At 69.4% G+C, this 15,994-nt stretch carries 18 protein-coding genes and 2 pseudogenes; 9 read left to right on the top strand and 11 right to left on the bottom strand.

Going from position 1 to position 15,994, the window contains the following annotated elements:
• Together rpsR and rplI are read left to right on the top strand one after the other, a co-directional pair.
• Positions 1-237 carry a 30S ribosomal protein S18 gene (rpsR, locus tag ABZV31_RS25040; RefSeq protein WP_003949403.1) on the top strand — a complete coding sequence of 79 codons (237 nt, stop codon included), beginning with the start codon at positions 1-3 and terminating at the stop codon, positions 235-237.
• 17 nt (positions 238-254) lie between these two features.
• Positions 255-701: a 50S ribosomal protein L9 gene (gene rplI, locus ABZV31_RS25035; protein WP_355897821.1), complete on the top strand. Its 447-nt coding sequence runs from the start codon at positions 255-257 to the stop codon at positions 699-701.
• Positions 702-859: 158 nt separating this feature from the next.
• Here the strand turns inward: rplI and ABZV31_RS25030 are convergent, their stop codons facing one another.
• Complete coding sequence (locus ABZV31_RS25030; protein WP_355898047.1) at positions 860-2,197, bottom strand: MATE family efflux transporter; 1,338 nt, start codon at positions 2,195-2,197, stop codon at positions 860-862.
• A gap of 458 nt (positions 2,198-2,655) precedes the next feature.
• Here ABZV31_RS25030 and dnaB point away from each other — a divergent pair, with 458 nt between their 5' ends.
• Entirely contained in the window at positions 2,656-4,134 is a 1,479-nt protein-coding gene (gene dnaB / locus ABZV31_RS25025) for a replicative DNA helicase (protein ID WP_355897818.1), read from the top strand.
• A gap of 164 nt (positions 4,135-4,298) precedes the next feature.
• Here the strand turns inward: dnaB and ABZV31_RS25020 are convergent, their stop codons facing one another.
• A complete protein-coding gene (locus ABZV31_RS25020) occupies positions 4,299-4,862 on the bottom strand; it encodes a dihydrofolate reductase family protein (RefSeq protein WP_355897815.1) in 564 nt (187 codons plus the stop codon).
• A 300-nt stretch (positions 4,863-5,162) separates the two neighbouring features.
• Positions 5,163-5,435, bottom strand: a complete 273-nt coding sequence (locus tag ABZV31_RS25015) for a hypothetical protein (RefSeq protein WP_355897812.1) — start codon at positions 5,433-5,435, stop codon at positions 5,163-5,165.
• A gap of 327 nt (positions 5,436-5,762) precedes the next feature.
• Here ABZV31_RS25015 and ABZV31_RS25010 point away from each other — a divergent pair.
• Positions 5,763-7,147: pseudogene (locus tag ABZV31_RS25010) on the top strand (serine hydrolase domain-containing protein).
• A 55-nt stretch (positions 7,148-7,202) separates the two neighbouring features.
• On the opposite strand, the gene ABZV31_RS25005 reads toward ABZV31_RS25010, so the two are convergent.
• Positions 7,203-7,655: a GNAT family N-acetyltransferase gene (locus ABZV31_RS25005; protein ID WP_355897809.1), complete on the bottom strand. Its 453-nt coding sequence runs from the start codon at positions 7,653-7,655 to the stop codon at positions 7,203-7,205.
• A 9-nt stretch (positions 7,656-7,664) separates the two neighbouring features.
• Positions 7,665-8,123: a MarR family transcriptional regulator gene (locus tag ABZV31_RS25000; RefSeq protein WP_355897806.1), complete on the bottom strand. Its 459-nt coding sequence runs from the start codon at positions 8,121-8,123 to the stop codon at positions 7,665-7,667.
• 142 nt (positions 8,124-8,265) lie between these two features.
• Here ABZV31_RS25000 and ABZV31_RS24995 point away from each other — a divergent pair, with 142 nt between their 5' ends.
• Both ABZV31_RS24995 and ABZV31_RS24990 read left to right on the top strand, forming a co-directional pair.
• A complete protein-coding gene (locus tag ABZV31_RS24995) occupies positions 8,266-9,474 on the top strand; it encodes an MFS transporter (RefSeq protein ID WP_355897804.1) in 1,209 nt (402 codons plus the stop codon).
• Positions 9,475-9,566: 92 nt separating this feature from the next.
• Positions 9,567-9,989, top strand: coding sequence for a heme-binding protein (locus tag ABZV31_RS24990; protein ID WP_355897802.1), 423 nt, complete (start codon positions 9,567-9,569; stop codon positions 9,987-9,989).
• A gap of 79 nt (positions 9,990-10,068) precedes the next feature.
• Here the strand turns inward: ABZV31_RS24990 and ABZV31_RS24985 are convergent, their stop codons facing one another.
• A complete protein-coding gene (locus ABZV31_RS24985) occupies positions 10,069-10,935 on the bottom strand; it encodes a GNAT family N-acetyltransferase (RefSeq protein WP_355898044.1) in 867 nt (288 codons plus the stop codon).
• Between the two features lie 154 nt (positions 10,936-11,089).
• Between ABZV31_RS24985 and ABZV31_RS24980 the strand changes: the two are divergent.
• Positions 11,090-11,245, top strand: a pseudogene (locus ABZV31_RS24980) (flavohemoprotein); the annotation flags it as partial.
• A 20-nt stretch (positions 11,246-11,265) separates the two neighbouring features.
• Here the strand turns inward: ABZV31_RS24980 and ABZV31_RS24975 are convergent.
• The 5 genes from ABZV31_RS24975 to ABZV31_RS24955 all read right to left on the bottom strand — a co-directional run bounded on the left by ABZV31_RS24975 (position 11,266) and on the right by ABZV31_RS24955 (position 15,013).
• Positions 11,266-11,748 carry an NUDIX hydrolase gene (locus tag ABZV31_RS24975; RefSeq protein WP_355897799.1) on the bottom strand — a complete coding sequence of 161 codons (483 nt, stop codon included), beginning with the start codon at positions 11,746-11,748 and terminating at the stop codon, positions 11,266-11,268.
• A gap of 88 nt (positions 11,749-11,836) precedes the next feature.
• Positions 11,837-12,742, bottom strand: coding sequence for a LysR family transcriptional regulator (locus ABZV31_RS24970; RefSeq protein WP_355897796.1), 906 nt, complete (start codon positions 12,740-12,742; stop codon positions 11,837-11,839).
• A gap of 227 nt (positions 12,743-12,969) precedes the next feature.
• On the bottom strand, positions 12,970-14,139 hold the full coding sequence (locus tag ABZV31_RS24965) for a cystathionine gamma-lyase (RefSeq protein WP_355897794.1): 1,170 nt from the start codon (positions 14,137-14,139) through the stop codon (positions 12,970-12,972).
• On the bottom strand, positions 14,136-14,627 hold the full coding sequence (locus tag ABZV31_RS24960) for a low molecular weight protein-tyrosine-phosphatase (protein ID WP_355897792.1): 492 nt from the start codon (positions 14,625-14,627) through the stop codon (positions 14,136-14,138). The genes ABZV31_RS24965 and ABZV31_RS24960 overlap by 4 nt, the downstream gene beginning before the upstream one ends.
• Positions 14,628-14,635: 8 nt before the next feature.
• Positions 14,636-15,013: a phage holin family protein gene (locus ABZV31_RS24955; protein WP_355897789.1), complete on the bottom strand. Its 378-nt coding sequence runs from the start codon at positions 15,011-15,013 to the stop codon at positions 14,636-14,638.
• A gap of 48 nt (positions 15,014-15,061) precedes the next feature.
• Here ABZV31_RS24955 and ABZV31_RS24950 point away from each other — a divergent pair, with 48 nt between their 5' ends.
• A complete protein-coding gene (locus ABZV31_RS24950; RefSeq protein WP_146468739.1) occupies positions 15,062-15,379 on the top strand; it encodes a cupin domain-containing protein in 318 nt (105 codons plus the stop codon).
• 182 nt (positions 15,380-15,561) lie between these two features.
• Positions 15,562-15,774: a DUF5326 family protein gene (locus ABZV31_RS24945; protein ID WP_355897786.1), complete on the top strand. Its 213-nt coding sequence runs from the start codon at positions 15,562-15,564 to the stop codon at positions 15,772-15,774.
• Positions 15,775-15,994: the final 220 nt, after the last annotated feature.

Below are 15,994 nucleotides of genomic sequence, written 5' to 3'. Positions count from 1 at the left end.
ATGGCGAAGCCGCCTGTGCGCAAGCCGAAGAAGAAGGTCTGCGCTTTCTGCAAGGACAAGGTCACGTACGTGGACTACAAGGACACGAACATGCTGCGGAAGTTCATTTCCGACCGCGGCAAGATCCGTGCCCGCCGCGTGACCGGCAACTGCACGCAGCACCAGCGTGACGTCGCCACGGCCGTCAAGAACAGCCGTGAGATGGCGCTGCTGCCCTACACGTCCACCGCGCGCTAAGGGAGGGTGAGTCACTCATGAAGATCATCCTCACCCACGAGGTCTCCGGCCTCGGTGCCGCGGGCGACGTCGTCGACGTCAAGGACGGTTACGCTCGCAACTACCTGATCCCGCGGAAGTTCGCGATCCGCTGGACCAAGGGGGGCGAGAAGGACGTCGAGCAGATCCGTCGTGCTCGCAAGATCCACGAGATCCAGACCATCGAGCAGGCCAACCAGATCAAGGCCCAGCTCGAGGGTGTGAAGGTCCGCCTGGCCGTCCGCTCCGGCGACTCCGGCCGTCTCTTCGGTTCCGTCACCCCGGCCGACATCGCCTCGGCGATCAAGGCCGCCGGCGGTCCCGAGGTCGACAAGCGTCGCATCGAGCTGGGTGCGCCGATCAAGACCCTGGGCGCCCACGAGACGTCCGTGCGTCTGCACCCCGAGGTTGCCGCCAAGGTCAACATCGAGGTCGTCGCGGGCTGATCGCCGGGCTCGGCTGGAACAGCTGACAGAAGGGGCCGTACCCCGTGGGGTACGGCCCCTTCTCTGTGGTCGAAGGCGGAAGCGGGGCATGTTTCACGTGAAACGGCGTGAAGGGGGCGTTGTTTCACGTGAAACGGACGGCGTCGAGGTCGGCTCGCTCAGCGCGTCGCCCCCGTCACGAGCCATCGGCCCGAACGGGCGCGTAGCCACAGCGTCAGCATCCGCACGGTCATCATCAGGGTCATGGCCGCCCAGAGCGCGGTGAGTCCGCCGCCGAGCGTGGGGACGAGCAGGGCGGCCGGGGTGAAGACCACCAGGGTCAGCAGCATCGCCCATGCCAGGTACGGACCGTCACTCGCGCCCATCAGCACTCCGTCGAGGACGAAGACGATGCCGCAGATCGGCTGGGAGAGCGCCACCATGAGCAGGGCGGGAAGTGCGGCGCCCTTCACAGTGGAGTCGTCGGTGAACAGCGGCAGGAAGAGGGGCCGGGCCACGATCACCAGAAGACCTAGCAGCACACCCACCCCGATACCCCACTGCACCATGCGTCGGCAGGCTTCCCGGGCCCCCTGGGCGTCCTCGGCGCCGAGATACCGCCCGATGATGGCCTGCCCGGCGATCGCGATGGCGTCGAGTGCGAAGGCGAGCAGACTCCACAGCGACAGGATGATCTGGTGGGCGGCGATGTCCGCGTCACCGAGGCGGGCCGCGACCGCGGTGGCGATCATCAGGATTGCCCGCAGGGAGAGCGTGCGGACGAGAAGAGGCACACCGGCCTGCGCACAGGCTCTGATACCGGAGGCGTCCGGACGCAGGGAGGCGCCGTGTCTGCGGGCTCCGCGGACGACCACAGTGAGGTAGACCGCGGCCATGCCGCACTGGGCGATGACTGTGCCCCAGGCCGAGCCCGCGATGCCGAGGCCGGCGCCGTAGACGAGACCGGCGTTGAGAGCGGCGTTGCCGACGAAGCCCGCGAGGGCGACGTGGAGCGGTGTCCTCGTGTCCTGCAGTCCGCGCAGGACACCCGTGGCGGCGAGCACCACGAGCATGGCCGGGATGCCCAGGGCCGAGATGCGCAGATACGTGGTCGCGTACGGAGCCGCTGTGTGCGAGGCACCGAAGAGGTCGACCAGGGCGGGCGCGGTGGGCAGGACGACCGCGATGACCGCGGCGCCCAGCAGCAGCGCCAGCCAGATGCCGTCCATGCCCTGGCGGATGGCGGCCTGGAGATCGCCCGCACCGACGCGCCGGGCGACGCCTGCGGTGGTGGCGTAGGCGAGGAAGACGAAGACGCTGACGGCGGTCGTCAGGAGGGCCGAGGCGACGCCGAGTCCGGCGAGCTGCGCAGTGCCGAGATGGCCGACGATCGCACTGTCGGCCATGACGAAGAGCGGCTCGGCGACGAGTGCGCCGAAGGCCGGGACGGCCAGCGCGACGATCTCTCGGTCGTGCTGTCGCCGGGCGGCCGTGGGGCGTGCGGAGGCCTGTGTCACGAGCACCAATCTAATCGTCCACAGGTAAGAGATGCAAAGGCTTTGCACCCCTTACTTGTCGTCTCGAGGCGTGCACTTGTGTGCACCGTTCGAAGCGATCTTGGCCCGACTGGGGAAGTTTTTCTTCTGCACAGCCGGTGGACTGTAAAAGCACAGGTCAGAGGGGGTCTGTTGAAAACGGTGAGGGCTTGTTCACAGCCCTGTCCACCGGGTCGTGCACAGGTTTCGCGGAGTTCTCCACAGCATCCGCGCGCTCGTCCACATGGCCTGTGGATAACCAGATTGGCTGACGGTGCTCGGAGGCCTACCGTGGTCCGGCGCCCGCTCCGTCCGTCGGCTTCCAAAGCGTCACAAACCTGACGCGCCAGAAGCGGAGATGGGCCTCTCATTTGTCAGTGCCGTGCCGTAGAAAGAGGGGCACGGCGAGGTCCGCTCGGCGGACGGGAGGAGGTCGCTCGGTGAGCATTTCCGAGCCCTTGGACGACCCGTGGGCCGACAGCGGTCCTGGTGATCGTCTGCCCGCCTCTCGCCGGCGCCCCGACGGAGGCCGCGGCCGCGACGATCAGCACGACCGCGGCCGGGACAACGGCGCGTGGGACGGCGCGAGCTCCTCCTTCGAGCGCGTCCCGCCGCAGGACCTCGACGCCGAGCAGTCCGTCCTCGGTGGCATGCTCCTGTCCAAGGACGCCATCGCCGACGTCGTCGAGATCCTCAAGGGCCACGACTTCTACAAGCCCGCCCACGAGACGATCTACCAGGCGATCCTTGACGTCTACGCCAAGGGCGAGCCGGCCGACCCCATCACGATCGCCGCCGAGCTCACCAAGCGCGGCGAGATCAACAAGGTGGGTGGTGCCTCGTACCTCCACTCGCTCGTCCAGACCGTGCCGACGGCGGCGAACGCCGCGTACTACGCGGAGATCGTCCACGAGCGCGCCATCCTGCGCCGCCTGGTCGAGGCCGGCACACGCATCACGCAGATGGGATACGCGGCCGACGACGACGTCAACGAGATCGTCAACCGGGCCCAGGCCGAGATCTACGCGGTCACCGAGCAGCGCACCAGCGAGGACTACCTGCCGCTGGGCGACATCATGGAGGGCGCGCTCGACGAGATCGAGGCGATCGGCTCGCGCAGCGGGGAGATGACCGGTGTCCCCACCGGGTTCACCGACTTCGACTCGCTGACGAACGGCCTGCACCCGGGCCAGATGATCGTCATCGCCGCGCGTCCCGCCATGGGCAAGTCGACGCTCGCGCTGGACTTCGCGCGGGCGGCGTCGATCAAGCACAACCTGCCGAGCGTCATCTTCTCGCTCGAGATGGGGCGCAACGAGATCGCGATGCGTCTGCTGTCCGCCGAGGCCCGCGTCGCTCTGCACCACATGCGCTCGGGGACGATGACCGACGAGGACTGGACGCGGCTGGCCCGCCGGATGCCGGACGTCTCCGCGGCTCCGCTCTACATCGACGACTCCCCGAACCTGTCGATGATGGAGATCCGTGCCAAGTGCCGGCGCCTCAAGCAGCGCAACGACCTCAAGCTGGTCGTCATCGACTACCTCCAACTGATGCAGTCCGGCGGCTCCAAGCGCGCCGAGAGCCGTCAGCAGGAGGTCTCGGACATGTCCCGCAACCTCAAGCTGCTCGCCAAGGAGCTGGAGATCCCGGTCATCGCGCTCTCCCAGCTCAACCGTGGTCCCGAGCAGCGCACCGACAAGAAGCCGATGGTCTCCGACCTGCGCGAGTCCGGATCCATCGAGCAGGACGCCGACATGGTCATCCTGCTGCACCGCGAGGACGCCTACGAGAAGGAGTCGCCGCGCGCGGGCGAGGCCGACCTGATCGTCGCCAAGCACCGCAACGGTCCCACGGCGACGATCACTGTTGCCTTCCAGGGCCACTACTCGCGGTTCGTGGACATGGCGCAGACCTGATCGACGGATGTGTAGGGTCTCAGATTTCGCGGCACAGTCTCATCTCCGATGGCACATCGGCGGCACTTATGCCGTCTTCGTGAGACTCGCTGGTCGGGGTTCTCACCCTTTCGGGTGGCGGGGTTCCGGCCCGCTCCGCCCGTCAGTGCCTGCGTGACGGGCGCTCAGCGCCTCGTCTCGTACCTGGTCAGGATCACGCCGCAGGGAAGCGTCCGCGTCTCCACCAGGTTCACGTTCACCCAGCTGTCCAGCGCGGTGAAGAACGGCGTGCCGCCGCCCACCAGGACCGGCGCGGTGGCCAGCACGTACTCGTCAATCAGCCCGGCCCGCATGGCCGCCCCGGCGAGCGTCGCGCCGCCGATGTCCATCGGGCCGCCGTCCTCGGCCTTGAGCCGGGTGATCTCGGCGACCGCGTCGCCGGTGACCAGGCGGGTGTTCCAGTCGACCTTGTCGATCGTCGAGGAGAACACCACCTTCGACATGTCCCGCCAGCGGCGCGCGAACTCGATCTCCGCCGGGGTGGCGTTGGGCTGCTGGTCGCCGGTCGGCCAGTAGGAGTTCATCGTCTGCCACAGCTTGCACCCGTACAGCGACAGGTCGGTCGCCTGCAACTGGTCGGACCAAAACTGGAACAGCTCGTCGCTCGGCACGCTCCAGCCGATGTCGTCGCCGGGCGCGGCGATGTAGCCGTCCAGGGTCAGGTTCATGCCGTAGATCAGTTTCCGCATGGCGCCAGCCTTCCGTGAGTCGGTCTCACGCGTACAGACCGGCGCGGCGCGGGAAACTCATCGGTGCGCGATCTGAGCTCGCATGTAGTCCTCGTGCTCGGTGGCTCAGCCGCAGACTCATCGTTCCGCCGAGGAAATGGCATCGATCTGAGACTGATCTTGGGTGACATCGCGGTGAGACAACAGAGAACCAGCAGGTCACAGAAGATCGACATGTCATCGGCGGCGAGACCCTACAGGATGGCCCGCGCGATGACTACTTGGGACGTGCTGTCGATCGCCGCGGACGAAGTCCGGGACTCACCGCTCAGGCCCCTGCCGCCGACAGCGGCCGACCTGGTGCAGCGCGTTGGCGTCCCGCCTCGTCTCGTCGCCCACCTTCGAGCGGTCCACGACGTGGCGTCGCAACTCGTCGACTGGATCGAGCTGCACTCTCCCACGCTGGTCTTCGACCGGGAGACGGTGCTCTTCGGCGCCGCCACGCACGACATCGGCAAGGCGCTGCACATCGCCGAGCTCTCCGGCCCCGGACCACAGCACGAGGAGGCCGGGCAGGAACTCCTCCTGGCTCACGGGGTGAGCCCCGGTCTGGCCCGGTTCGCCGCCAGTCATGCCTCGTGGGGCGCCCCGGGTGTCGGCATCGAGGATCTGCTGGTGAGCCTGGCGGACAAGATCTGGAAGAACCAACGCGTCTCCGAGCTCGAGGACCTCGTCGTGGCGGAGCTCTCCCGTGGCGGGTGGCAGACCGGCGTGGGAGGAGTTCGTGCAGTTGGACGAGGTCCTCACCGGCATCGGCGAAGGCGCCGACAAGAGGCTGGCGTACCACATGTCCCACCCAGTGCAGGGGTGAAGCCACCAAATACGCTCGACGTGCGCTGCCGCGCCGGATGGACTGGGGGCATGACGACAACCCAGGAAGAGCTGCTGCCCACCACGCGTCGCGCGCTGTTGCACCGGATCGCCTCGCTCAGGCCGAAGGACGCGCGCCGTCGCTGGTGGCGGCGGTCGTGCGGGACGGGCGTGCCGTGTGGCACGGGTCGCGGACCTCGGTGGACGGGCACGGGCCGGACGAGAACGTGCAGTACCGGATCGGCTCCATCACCAAGACCTTCACCGCCGTCCTCGTGCTGCGGCTGCGCGACGAGGGCGTTCTCGACCTCGGCGACCCGCTGGAGAAGCATCTGCCCGGCACCGGAGTGGGCGAGGTCACCGTCGCCGAACTCCTCGCACACACCGGCGGGTTGGCGGCCGAAACACCGGGGCCGTGGTGGGAGCGCACCCCCGGGGCGCTGCGCCCCGGCCTGGCGGACCTGCTCGGCGAACAGCCCTTCCGGCATCCCGTCGGCCGGCGGCACCACTACTCCAACCCCGGTTACGCGCTGCTGGGGGCGTTGGTGGAACAGGTGCGGGGAGCGACCTGGGAGGACGTACTTCGACGCGAAGTGCTCGAGCCCCTGGGCCTGGATGGGACGAGCGTGCGGCCACAGATGCCGCATGCGGGCGGCTGGGCCGTCCATCCCTGGGCCGATGTGATGCTGCCCGAGCCCGCCGAGGATCTCGGACGGATGGCCCCGGCCGGCCAACTGTGGTCGACCACAGCGGACTTGGCCCGCTTCGCCGCCTTCCTGGTTCGGGGTGACGATCGGGTACTCAGTGCGGAGTCCGTGCAGGAGATGCGCACGCCCGCCGCGCCGGCCGAGGCGGCGGATGTGGCGGACGGCGTCACCTACGGACTCGGGCTGCAGATCCAGCACCGGGAGGGCCGGTTGCTGGCGGGGCACTCCGGATCCCTGCCGGGCTTCCTGGCGAACCTCACCCTCAGCGTGGAGGACGACGTGGCATCCGTCGTCCTGGCCAACTGCACCTCCGGCCCTCTGCTGTCCGCGGTGGGCGCCGATCTGGTGCGCATCGTCGCCGAGGCCGAGCCGCGGATCCCCGAGCCGTGGCGGCCACTGCGGGACGTCGACCCGTCCGTCCTGGAGTTGGCGGGGCAGTGGTATTGGGGGACCCAGGCCATCGCCCTGCGATTGACGGCTGACGGGCTCGTCTCGCTGGAGCCGCTGTCCGGGAAGGGCCGACGTTCGCGGTTCCGGGCGAATGGTGACGGCACGTGGACGGGCCTGGAGGGCTACTACGCCGGAGAGCTGCTGCGGGTCGTGCGGCGCCCCGACGGCTCGGTGAGCCATCTCGACCTCGGGTCGTTCGTCTTCACGCGGCAGCCGTACGACGAGGCAGCGCCGGTGCCCGGTGGGGTGGACCCGAAGGGGTGGCGCGGGGTGGGGTAGGGCCTTGCTCACCGAGGAGGGGCCTGTTTCACGTGAAACAGGCCTTTCTGGGCGTTCACAGCTGGAGCTTGAAGCCCACGTGCGAGGCCGTGAAGCCGAGCCGCTCGTAGAAGCGGTGGGCGTCCGTGCGGGTCTTGTCGGACGTCAGCTGCACCAACTGGCAGTTCAGACGCCGGGATGCGTCGATCGCCCACTCGATGAGCCGTGTCCCCAGGCCGCTGCCGCGTTCGTCGGCATGGACGCGCACGCCCTCGATGATCGAGCGGGTCGCACCTCTACGGGAGAGTCCGGGGACGACCGTCAGTTGAAGGGTGCCGATCACGCGGCCTTCGCGTACCGCCACGACGAGATGCTGGTTCGGATCCCCGCTCAGCCGCTCCAGCGCTGCCAGGTAGGGGGTCAGGTCGTCCGGTGACTCCCGCTGGGCGCCCAGCGGATCGTCCGCCAGCATCTCCACGATCGCAGGGATGTCGTCCGGGGTCGCGGGCCGTATCTCAAGATCTCCCATGCGCGAACCCTACGCGGGCACGTGCAAAGACTCCACGGCGCGGACCAGAGGCGCCAGCTCGGGGTTCTTCGCGGCCTCGTCGAGTGCCTCGCGCAGCGCGGCGTCGTTGGTCGGCCGGGCCTCCTCCAGGAGCTTGAGGCCGGCCTCGGTGACGTTGGTGTAGATGCCGCGGCGATCGGTGGGGCACAGGTAGCGCTCGAGCAGGCCGCGGTCCTCGAGTCGGGTGACCAGCCGGGTGGTGGCGCTCTGGCTGAGGACGACCGCGTCGGCAACCTGTTTCATCTGCAGATGGCCCCCCTCGCCGTCGTGCTGTCGGCTGAGCACGTCGAGCAGGGAGTACTCGCGCACGCTCAGGCCGTGCCCGGCCTGCAGGGCGCGCTCGATGTGCGCCTCGATCCTCCCGTGCAGCAGGGAGAGGGCGCACCAGCCCTGGGCGAGGGCAGTGAGCGCGGGGTCCGTCGCTGTCATTGGCGTTTCCTCCGTCCCGGAGCGGCTGAATCCAGGATAGGGCAGCGCTGAAATAGCCTGCGGTTGCATATAGCCAGCGTCTGCAACTATTGTGAACGCACGTAAAGCGCATCTGCAATCGTCTGGGAAGGTGTACCCCCCCATGCCTCTCGCGCTTCTGGCCCTCGCGATCGGGGCCTTCGGAATCGGGACGACCGAGTTCGTGATCATGGGCTTGCTGCCCGAGGTCGCGAGCGACTTCGGGGTCTCCATCCCCATGGCCGGCCTCCTGGTGACCGGCTACGCGCTCGGCGTCATGTTCGGCGCCCCGCTGATGACCGTGCTCGGCACCAAGATCTCCCGCAAGCGGATGCTGATGCTGCTCATGGTCCTGTTCATCGCCGGGAACCTTCTCTCCGCGCTCGCCCCCGCCTTCTCCGTCATGCTGATCGGCCGGGTGATCGCCTCCCTCGCCCATGGCGCCTTCTTCGGCATCGGCTCGGTCGTCGCCGCGGACCTGGTCGCCCCGGACAAGAAGGCCGGCGCCATCGCGATGATGTTCACCGGTCTGACCGTCGCCAACGTCGTCGGCGTCCCGCTCGGCACCCTGGTCGGACAGTTCGCCGGCTGGCGCGTCACCTTCGCCGTCGTCGCCGCCCTCGGCGTCGTCGGCCTGGCCGGCATCGCCAAGCTTGTCCCCGAGATGCCCAGGCCGAAGGGCGTGCACCTGCGCCACGAACTGGCCGCGTTCAAGAACGCCCAGGTCCTGCTCGCCATGGCGATGACCGTCCTCGGCTTCGGCGGTGTCTTCGCGGCCATCACCTACATCGCGCCGATGATGACCCACATCGCCGGCTTCGCCGACGGCTCCGTCACCTGGCTGCTGGTCCTCTTCGGCCTCGGCATGGTCGGCGGCAACCTCGTCGGCGGCAGGTTCGCCGACCGGGCCCTGATGCCCATGCTGTACGTCTCCCTGGGCGCCCTGGCCATCGTCCTGGCGGTCTTCACCCTCACCGCGCACGACAAGGTCCTCGCGGCTGTCACGATCGCCCTGATCGGCGCCCTGGGCTTCGCGACCGTACCGCCGCTGCAGAAGCGCGTCCTCGACCAGGCGCACGGCGCACCGACGCTGGCCTCGGCCGTGAACATCGGCGCCTTCAACCTCGGCAACGCGCTGTCCGCCTGGCTCGGCGGCCTCGTCATCGCCGCCGGCTTCGGCTACACCGCCCCCAACTGGGTCGGCGCCGCCCTCGCCGCGGGCGCCCTGCTCCTCGCCGTCCTCTCCTCCGCTCTGGAGCGCAGGGACACCGCCCCCAGCACGGTCGTCGCCGGTGCCACCCCGGCCGAGCAGCGGACCGCCGTCCACCTCTGAACCGGACCGGACCGGTTGCGGGGCCAGGGCCGTCCCCGCGCCTTCCGGCTCACCACCCCTTCATGGCAATACCCGCAAGGAGAAACGCGCTCATGAGCACCACCACCGCCGTCGCACCGCTGACCATCCAGGACGCCGAGGTCCTCGTCACCGCCGCCCAGAGCGCCGCCGAGGCCGCCGGAGTCACCGTCAGCGTCACCGTGCTGGACGCCGGCGGTCACCTGCTCGCCTTCCGGCGCGACGACCGGGCCGTGCTGATCTCCGGGGAGACCAGCACGCGCAAGGCCTATACGGCCCTCCAGTTGGACACCCCCACCGCCGACCTCGTCGACGCCGTGCAGCCCGGAGGCCTCTTCAACACGCTGCCCACCGCGCTCGACCGGCCGCTGCTGTTCATCGCGGGCGGCGTGCCCGTCCACCGTGACGGTCGCCTGATCGGCGCGATCGGCGTGGGCGGCGGCGCACCGGAGCAGGACCACGCCTTCGCCGTCGCCGCCGTGGAGACGCTCGCCTGACGCCTCTCTCAGTGGCAACGCCGGTTCCCGACCCAGCTCGGGGACCGGCGTCCTGCTGTAAGGGGGTGGGCCGGGCCCCTCAGCCTGCCGCCACCGTCAGCGGGGCGAACCGGCGGGTCCAGTCCCCCGGCAGCTCGGTGATCCCGTGCGTCATGACGGCGTTGAAGGCGACGGAGGCCAGCCCGCGCTCCTTCACCCAGGCCAGCAGTTCCTCGTGCCGTACATCGATGTCGGTGCGCAGCGGACGGTCGGTGTGGGCGGCGAGCGAGGCGAGAAGGGCCATGGCCGTCTCCGCGTCCCGTGCGATCAGCGGGCCCACGACATGGGTGTCCATGTTGGGCCAGGCCGCCGCGTACCCGATGATCCGGCCGCCGGCCTCGGCGACGCGCAACTGGTCGGCGAACGCGGGCAGCCGGGTGACGATGGGGGTGCGGTCGGCGCCGAACACCTCCTCGTCGAGCCGGAGGATGCCCCTGAGGTCCTCGGCGGTGGCGGCACGCGTGGCGACGCGCAGCTGCGGCCCACCGGACGTGAAGTGCCCGCGCACCGTCTCCGCCCGGCCGGTGACCTTGAAACCGAGCTCCTCGTAGAGCGGGCGGCCGTACGGCGTCGCGTGCAGTGTCAGCGGTGTGGTGCCCATCGCCGAGACGACGTGGCGCATCAGCCGGCGTCCCACGCCCTGGCGGGCATGCCTCTCGGCCACCAGGACCATGCCGATGGCACCCAGATCCGGACGGCCCTGCGGTCCGTACTCCGTCACGACGCACGCGGCGACGAGTCCGCCGTCGGGGTCATCGATGCCGTATCCCTTCCCGGCTGTGAGGAGGAAGCTCCACTTATGCTCCTCGCGCGGCCATCCCCGGTTCTCGGACAAGTCGGCGCAGGCGGTGAGATCGCGAAGCGTCAGACGGCGAATGGGCAGAGCGGCGGGGGAGGGAGTCAACACGCAGGTCAGGCTGTCCGACGGGCGCCCCCGGCGTCCACCCGTTTCGGGGGAGACGTACGTGGTTTTGGCCATGTCGTGGCCACCTGCGGAGCACGCAGACAGGCGCCGGGTGTTTCACGTGAAACTGGAGCGAACGAAAGATGTTCGAGGCGAGGTCCGCGCATATGGGCCGTGGAACGAGTACGACGCCTTTCCCTGGGGCCCGCCCGGCATGATCCGCAGCGGGGTGGACGCGCTGCGGATCGATCGACGTCCCCTCGGAGCGCATCCGCACGACTCGGTCGGGGAAATCGTCGCCGCCGGGCACTGACCCGGCGCTCCCGGTGGCTGTCAGCCCAGGTCAGGGGCGTGCATGGCCCGTACGCCCTCGATGTTGCCGTCGAGATAGTGCCGCAGCGACAGCGGGACGAGATGGACGGAGGCGATCCCGACCCGGGTGAACGGCACGCGCACGATTTCGTACTCGCCGGCGGGCTCGTCCACCTCGGGGCCGTGCCTGAGGGACGGGTCCATGGACTCCAGCCGGCAGACGAAGAAGTGCTGCACCTTCACGCCGGTCGCGCCGCCGTCCTCGCCGATGTGCTCCACGGTGTCCACGAAGCAGGGCACCACGTCGGTGATCTTGGCGCCGAGCTCCTCGTACACCTCGCGGTGCAGGGCGTCGACGACGGTCGTGTCCGCCGGCTCGACCCCACCACCGGGAGTGACCCAGTAGGGATCGACACCGGGCTTGGTGCGCTTGATCAGGATCAGGTCGTCGCCGTCGAGGAGAACGGCGCGGGCGGTGCGCTTGACCACGGGTCGGACGGTCATGGGAGAAATGTGGCCCGGTTGGTTCCACGTGAAACATCGCGAAACGTCACCAAGCGAGCTCACCGGGTGACACCTCTCGGGCGGGGGTTCAGCACCACTCGGCAGCCGCCCGCAGCAGCCACTCGTGGGCCCGCGCGATGTGCGGCATGGCCAGCGTGCCGGTGCGGACCACCAGGAAATACGTCCGCAGCGGGGGCACCGCCGGTTCGTAGAGGGCCACGATGTCACCGCGCTCGAGGGCGGTCGCACACAGATAGCGGGGCAGCACCGCGAGCCCGGCGCCCGCCACCGCGCAGGCGAGGACGGCACGCAGGTCGGGGACGATCACGGTGCCCGAGGCGGCGGGCCGGGAGTCGAAGACGGAGGCCCAGTAGCGGGAGACGAAGGGAAGCGACTCGTGGACCTCGACCACGGGGACGTTCTCCAGGGCGGGCGCGTCCTTGCGGTGCAGCTTCAGGGAGCCGATCTCCTCCGCCCAGCGTGGGTCGGCGACCAGAACGTGCTCCTCGTCGCACAGCGGAGTCGCCGTGAGCAGCGCGCCGCGCGGCCGTGCCGTACTGATGGCCAGATCGTGATGTCCGGCGGACAGCCCCTCCAGGGTCTCCTCGGCATTTCCGAACGAGGCGCGCAGCGCGAACCCTTGCCCGTCGTCGCCGGTCAGCTCGGTAAGCGCGGGCAGGGCCCGCTCGGCGGTGAACTCGGGCGGCCCGGCGAGGTGCAGGGTACGTAAGGAGGACTCGTCGTCGAGGCCCGACTCGGCGATCTCCACCAGGGCGTCGAGATGCGGCGCGGCCTTGTGGGCGAGCTCGTCGCCGATGGTCGTCGGCGTCACGCCGCGGGCCTGGCGCAGGAACAAGGGGCGGCCCAGCTGCCGCTCCAGCGTGCGGATCTGGGAGGTGACGGCCGGCTGCGAGAGGCCGAGCAGCGCCGCGGCCCGGGTGAAGGAGCCCGCCCGGTGCACGGTCACGAACGTACGCAGAAGCGCCAGATCCATGGCACGCCTCCCCTCTCGGTGCCCTCTACCCGGCCCCCCGGCCGCGCCCAACTATAAATATGTCGATAGGTCTCTGTCGCTACCGTGATTGGACACTGACACAGAGTCAACTAGCCTTGGTCGCACGGTTCTTCGCGCGCGGAACCGAGGACGGTCCGAGCCACGAGGGGGGAGGCTCGGACCGTCCGTTGTGCGTAGACGGACATCGCACGGCGTCCGGAAAACAGTCAGTCCGCCGACTCGTCCAGCGCACGCAGCACATCCGCCACGAGGTCCTCAGGGTCCTCGGCACCGACCGAAAACCGGATGAAGCCCTCCGGCACCGCGTCTCCGCCCCAGCGCCCGCGCCGCTCGGCCGTGGAGCGCACTCCACCGAAGCTCGTCGCGTCGTCCACGAGTCGCAGCGCGCCCAGGAAGCGGTCGGCACGCGCGCGTGTGGGCAGCGTGAAGGACACCACGCACCCGTAGCGCCGCATCTGCCGCGAGGCGATCTCGTGCGAGGGATCGTCGGGCAGCCCCGGATAGCGCAGTCCGGTCACCTCGGGGCGCTCACGCAGCGCCTCGGCGAGTGTGAGGGCGGTGGCGTTCTGCCGGTCGACGCGCAGCTGGAGCGTGGCGATCGAACGGTGCGCGAGCCAGGCCTCCATCGGCCCCGGGATCGCGCCGACGATCTTGCGCCAGCGGCGTACTGCGGCCATGGCCTCGGCGTTGCGGCCGGTGACGCATCCCAGCAGGATGTCGCCGTGTCCGGTGAGCTGCTTGGTGCCGCTGGCCACCGAGAAGTCGGCGCCGAGCTCCAGTGGCCGCTGGCCGAGGGGCGTCGCGAGCGTGTTGTCGACGGCGACCAGGGCGCCACGCGCGTGTGCCGCCTCGACCAGCCGCCGGATGTCGCACACGTCGAGCCCCGGGTTCGACGGTGACTCGATCCACAGCAGCCGCGCGCCGTCCAGGACGCCGAGCTGGGCGTCGCCGCCGGTCGGCGCGGTGCGCACTTCGATGCCGTACGCCTCCAACTGGGCGCGTACCAGGGGCAGCACCTGGTAGCCGTCGCTGGGCAGGACCACCGCGTCCCCGGCGCGCAGCTGCGAGAAGAGCACCGCCGAGATGGCGGCCATTCCGGAGCCAAACACCAGCGTCTCGACGCCGTCCTGCCCGGGCGCCTCCAGCTCGCCGATGGCCCGCTCCAGCAACGTCCAGGTCGGGTTCTCGTCGCGGCCGTAGGTGTACGGACCCGTCGGGTCGCCCGGCAGGTGGAAGTGGGCGGCGAACACCGGTCCCGGCAAGGCAGGCTCGTGCTTGACCGGCTCGGGCAGCCCGGCCCGCACCGCGCGCGTGCCCTCACCGGCGGCAGGCAGAGCCGCCGTACCGCTCTCGTTCTCCGCAGCGGAATCGTTCATGCGGCCTGTCCCTCCACGTGTTCTCGCACCGCGGCGAGCAGACCCGTGCTCGCCGCCTCCACCATCTCAAGGCACTCCTCGAAGCCGTCCATGCCCCCGTAGTACGGGTCGGGGACGTCGAGGTCGGGGCCGGCAGCGGGGTCGTAGGAGCGCAGCAGCCGTACCTTCGCCGCGTCCTGCTCGGTCGGCGCGAGGCGGCGCAGCGCCCTGAGGTGGCCGGAGTCGAGGGCGATCACGAGATCGAGTCGGGCGAACCAGGACGGCTGGAACTGCCGCGCCGTGTGATCGATCTCGTAGCCGTGCTCCTCCAGGACGGCCACGGTGCGCGGGTCGGCGCCGTCGCCCTCGTGCCAGCCGCCCGTGCCGGCGCTGTCGACCTCGATCAGGTCGTCCAGCCCGGCCTCCTCCACACGGGCGCGGAAGACCGACTCGGCCATCGGGGAGCGGCAGATGTTGCCGGTGCAGACGAAGCAGACGCGGAAGGTCATGGGCTCGCTCAGTCCTCGTCCGGCAGGAGGATGTGCAGCGCCCATGAGACGACCGAGATGATCAGGCCGCCGACGACGGCGGTCCAGAAGCCCTCGACGTGGAAGCTCAGGTGGAGCTTGCCGCACAGCCACGAGGTCAGCAGCAGCATCAGCGCGTTGACCACCAGGGTGATCAGGCCGAGCGTCAGGATGAACAGCGGGAAGGTCAGCACCTTCACAATCGGCTTGAACAGGAAGTTCACCAGGCCGAAGACCAGGGCGACGCCGATCAGGGTGCCGACCTTCTTGCCCGTGCTGTCACCGGTCAGGGTGATCTTGTCGAGCAGCCACACGGCGACCGCCAGGGCGCCCGCGTTGGCGGTCGTCTTGACTACGAAATTCTTCATGTGTCTGATCGTGGCAGACGAGATCGGCTACGAGCGTGGGCGAGGGCGATGAAGGCATTCCGGCTGGACGAACTGGAGGCGGAGCGTGCCGCCAACGAGGGCGCCTACCTTCAGTTTTTGCGGGAGCGGAACATGTCGGTCGGTCTGTACGCGCTCGACGCGGGCGAGCACGACCCACAGAAGCCGCACAATCAGGACGAGGTGTACTTCGTCGTCAGCGGCCGCGCCTCGATCACGGTCGGCCTGGAGACCACCGAGGTGGCGCGCGGCAGCGTGGTGTACGTGCCGGCCGGAGTCGCCCACAAGTTCCACCACATCAGCGAGGATCTGCGGGTCCTGGTGGTGTTCTCTCCGCCGGAAGCCTGACGCGCCGTCTCGGGGTTCCCTAGGGGATCGGTCAGGGGAGGACAAGGGATGCGAGGCCACCGCCGGGCCCCCTGCCGGCCCTAGCATCGAGTGCAGGACATCAACAGGATCCGGCGCCAAGAGGTGCGGAACACCGACAGGACCCGGCACCAGCAACGGGCGGAGAGGTAAGGACGAGGGCAATGGGAGAGATCTTCGCGGGTCTGCCGTGGTGGGTGAAGTGGATCGCGGTGCCGGTCATTGCCCTGGTCGTCTTCGGCAGCGTGATCGCCAGTGTCGTCGGCTTCGTGATCGGCCTGCTGTTCAAGGTGCTGGTTTTCGTGGCCCTGGTCGGCGGACTGATCTACGTCGTGCGGAAGTTCATGTCGAGCTCGTCCTCGCGCGGCGACTGGTGAGCAGTGTGGGTACCGGTGACCGGTAACAGGAATCACCGGTTCCCTCGCGGGAGGGAAGTTTGCCGGACAGGCCGTCTGCGAGCGGTGGCAGGCGGATAGGGTCCGGAAATCGACGCGGGGGTCGACCCCCACCCGTGCGGAGGCACACGGGTGGGGCCGCCCCGGGCGCCACGGAAGTCCCCGAAGCGCCCCCGGCACCCCCGGCAGCCCCCGACCCGGC

This window comes from Streptomyces sp. NPDC005202 (assembly GCF_040608235.1).
Taxonomy (GTDB): Bacteria; Actinomycetota; Actinomycetes; order Streptomycetales; family Streptomycetaceae; genus Streptomyces.
This window is presented reverse-complemented; position numbering and strand designations above follow the sequence as displayed.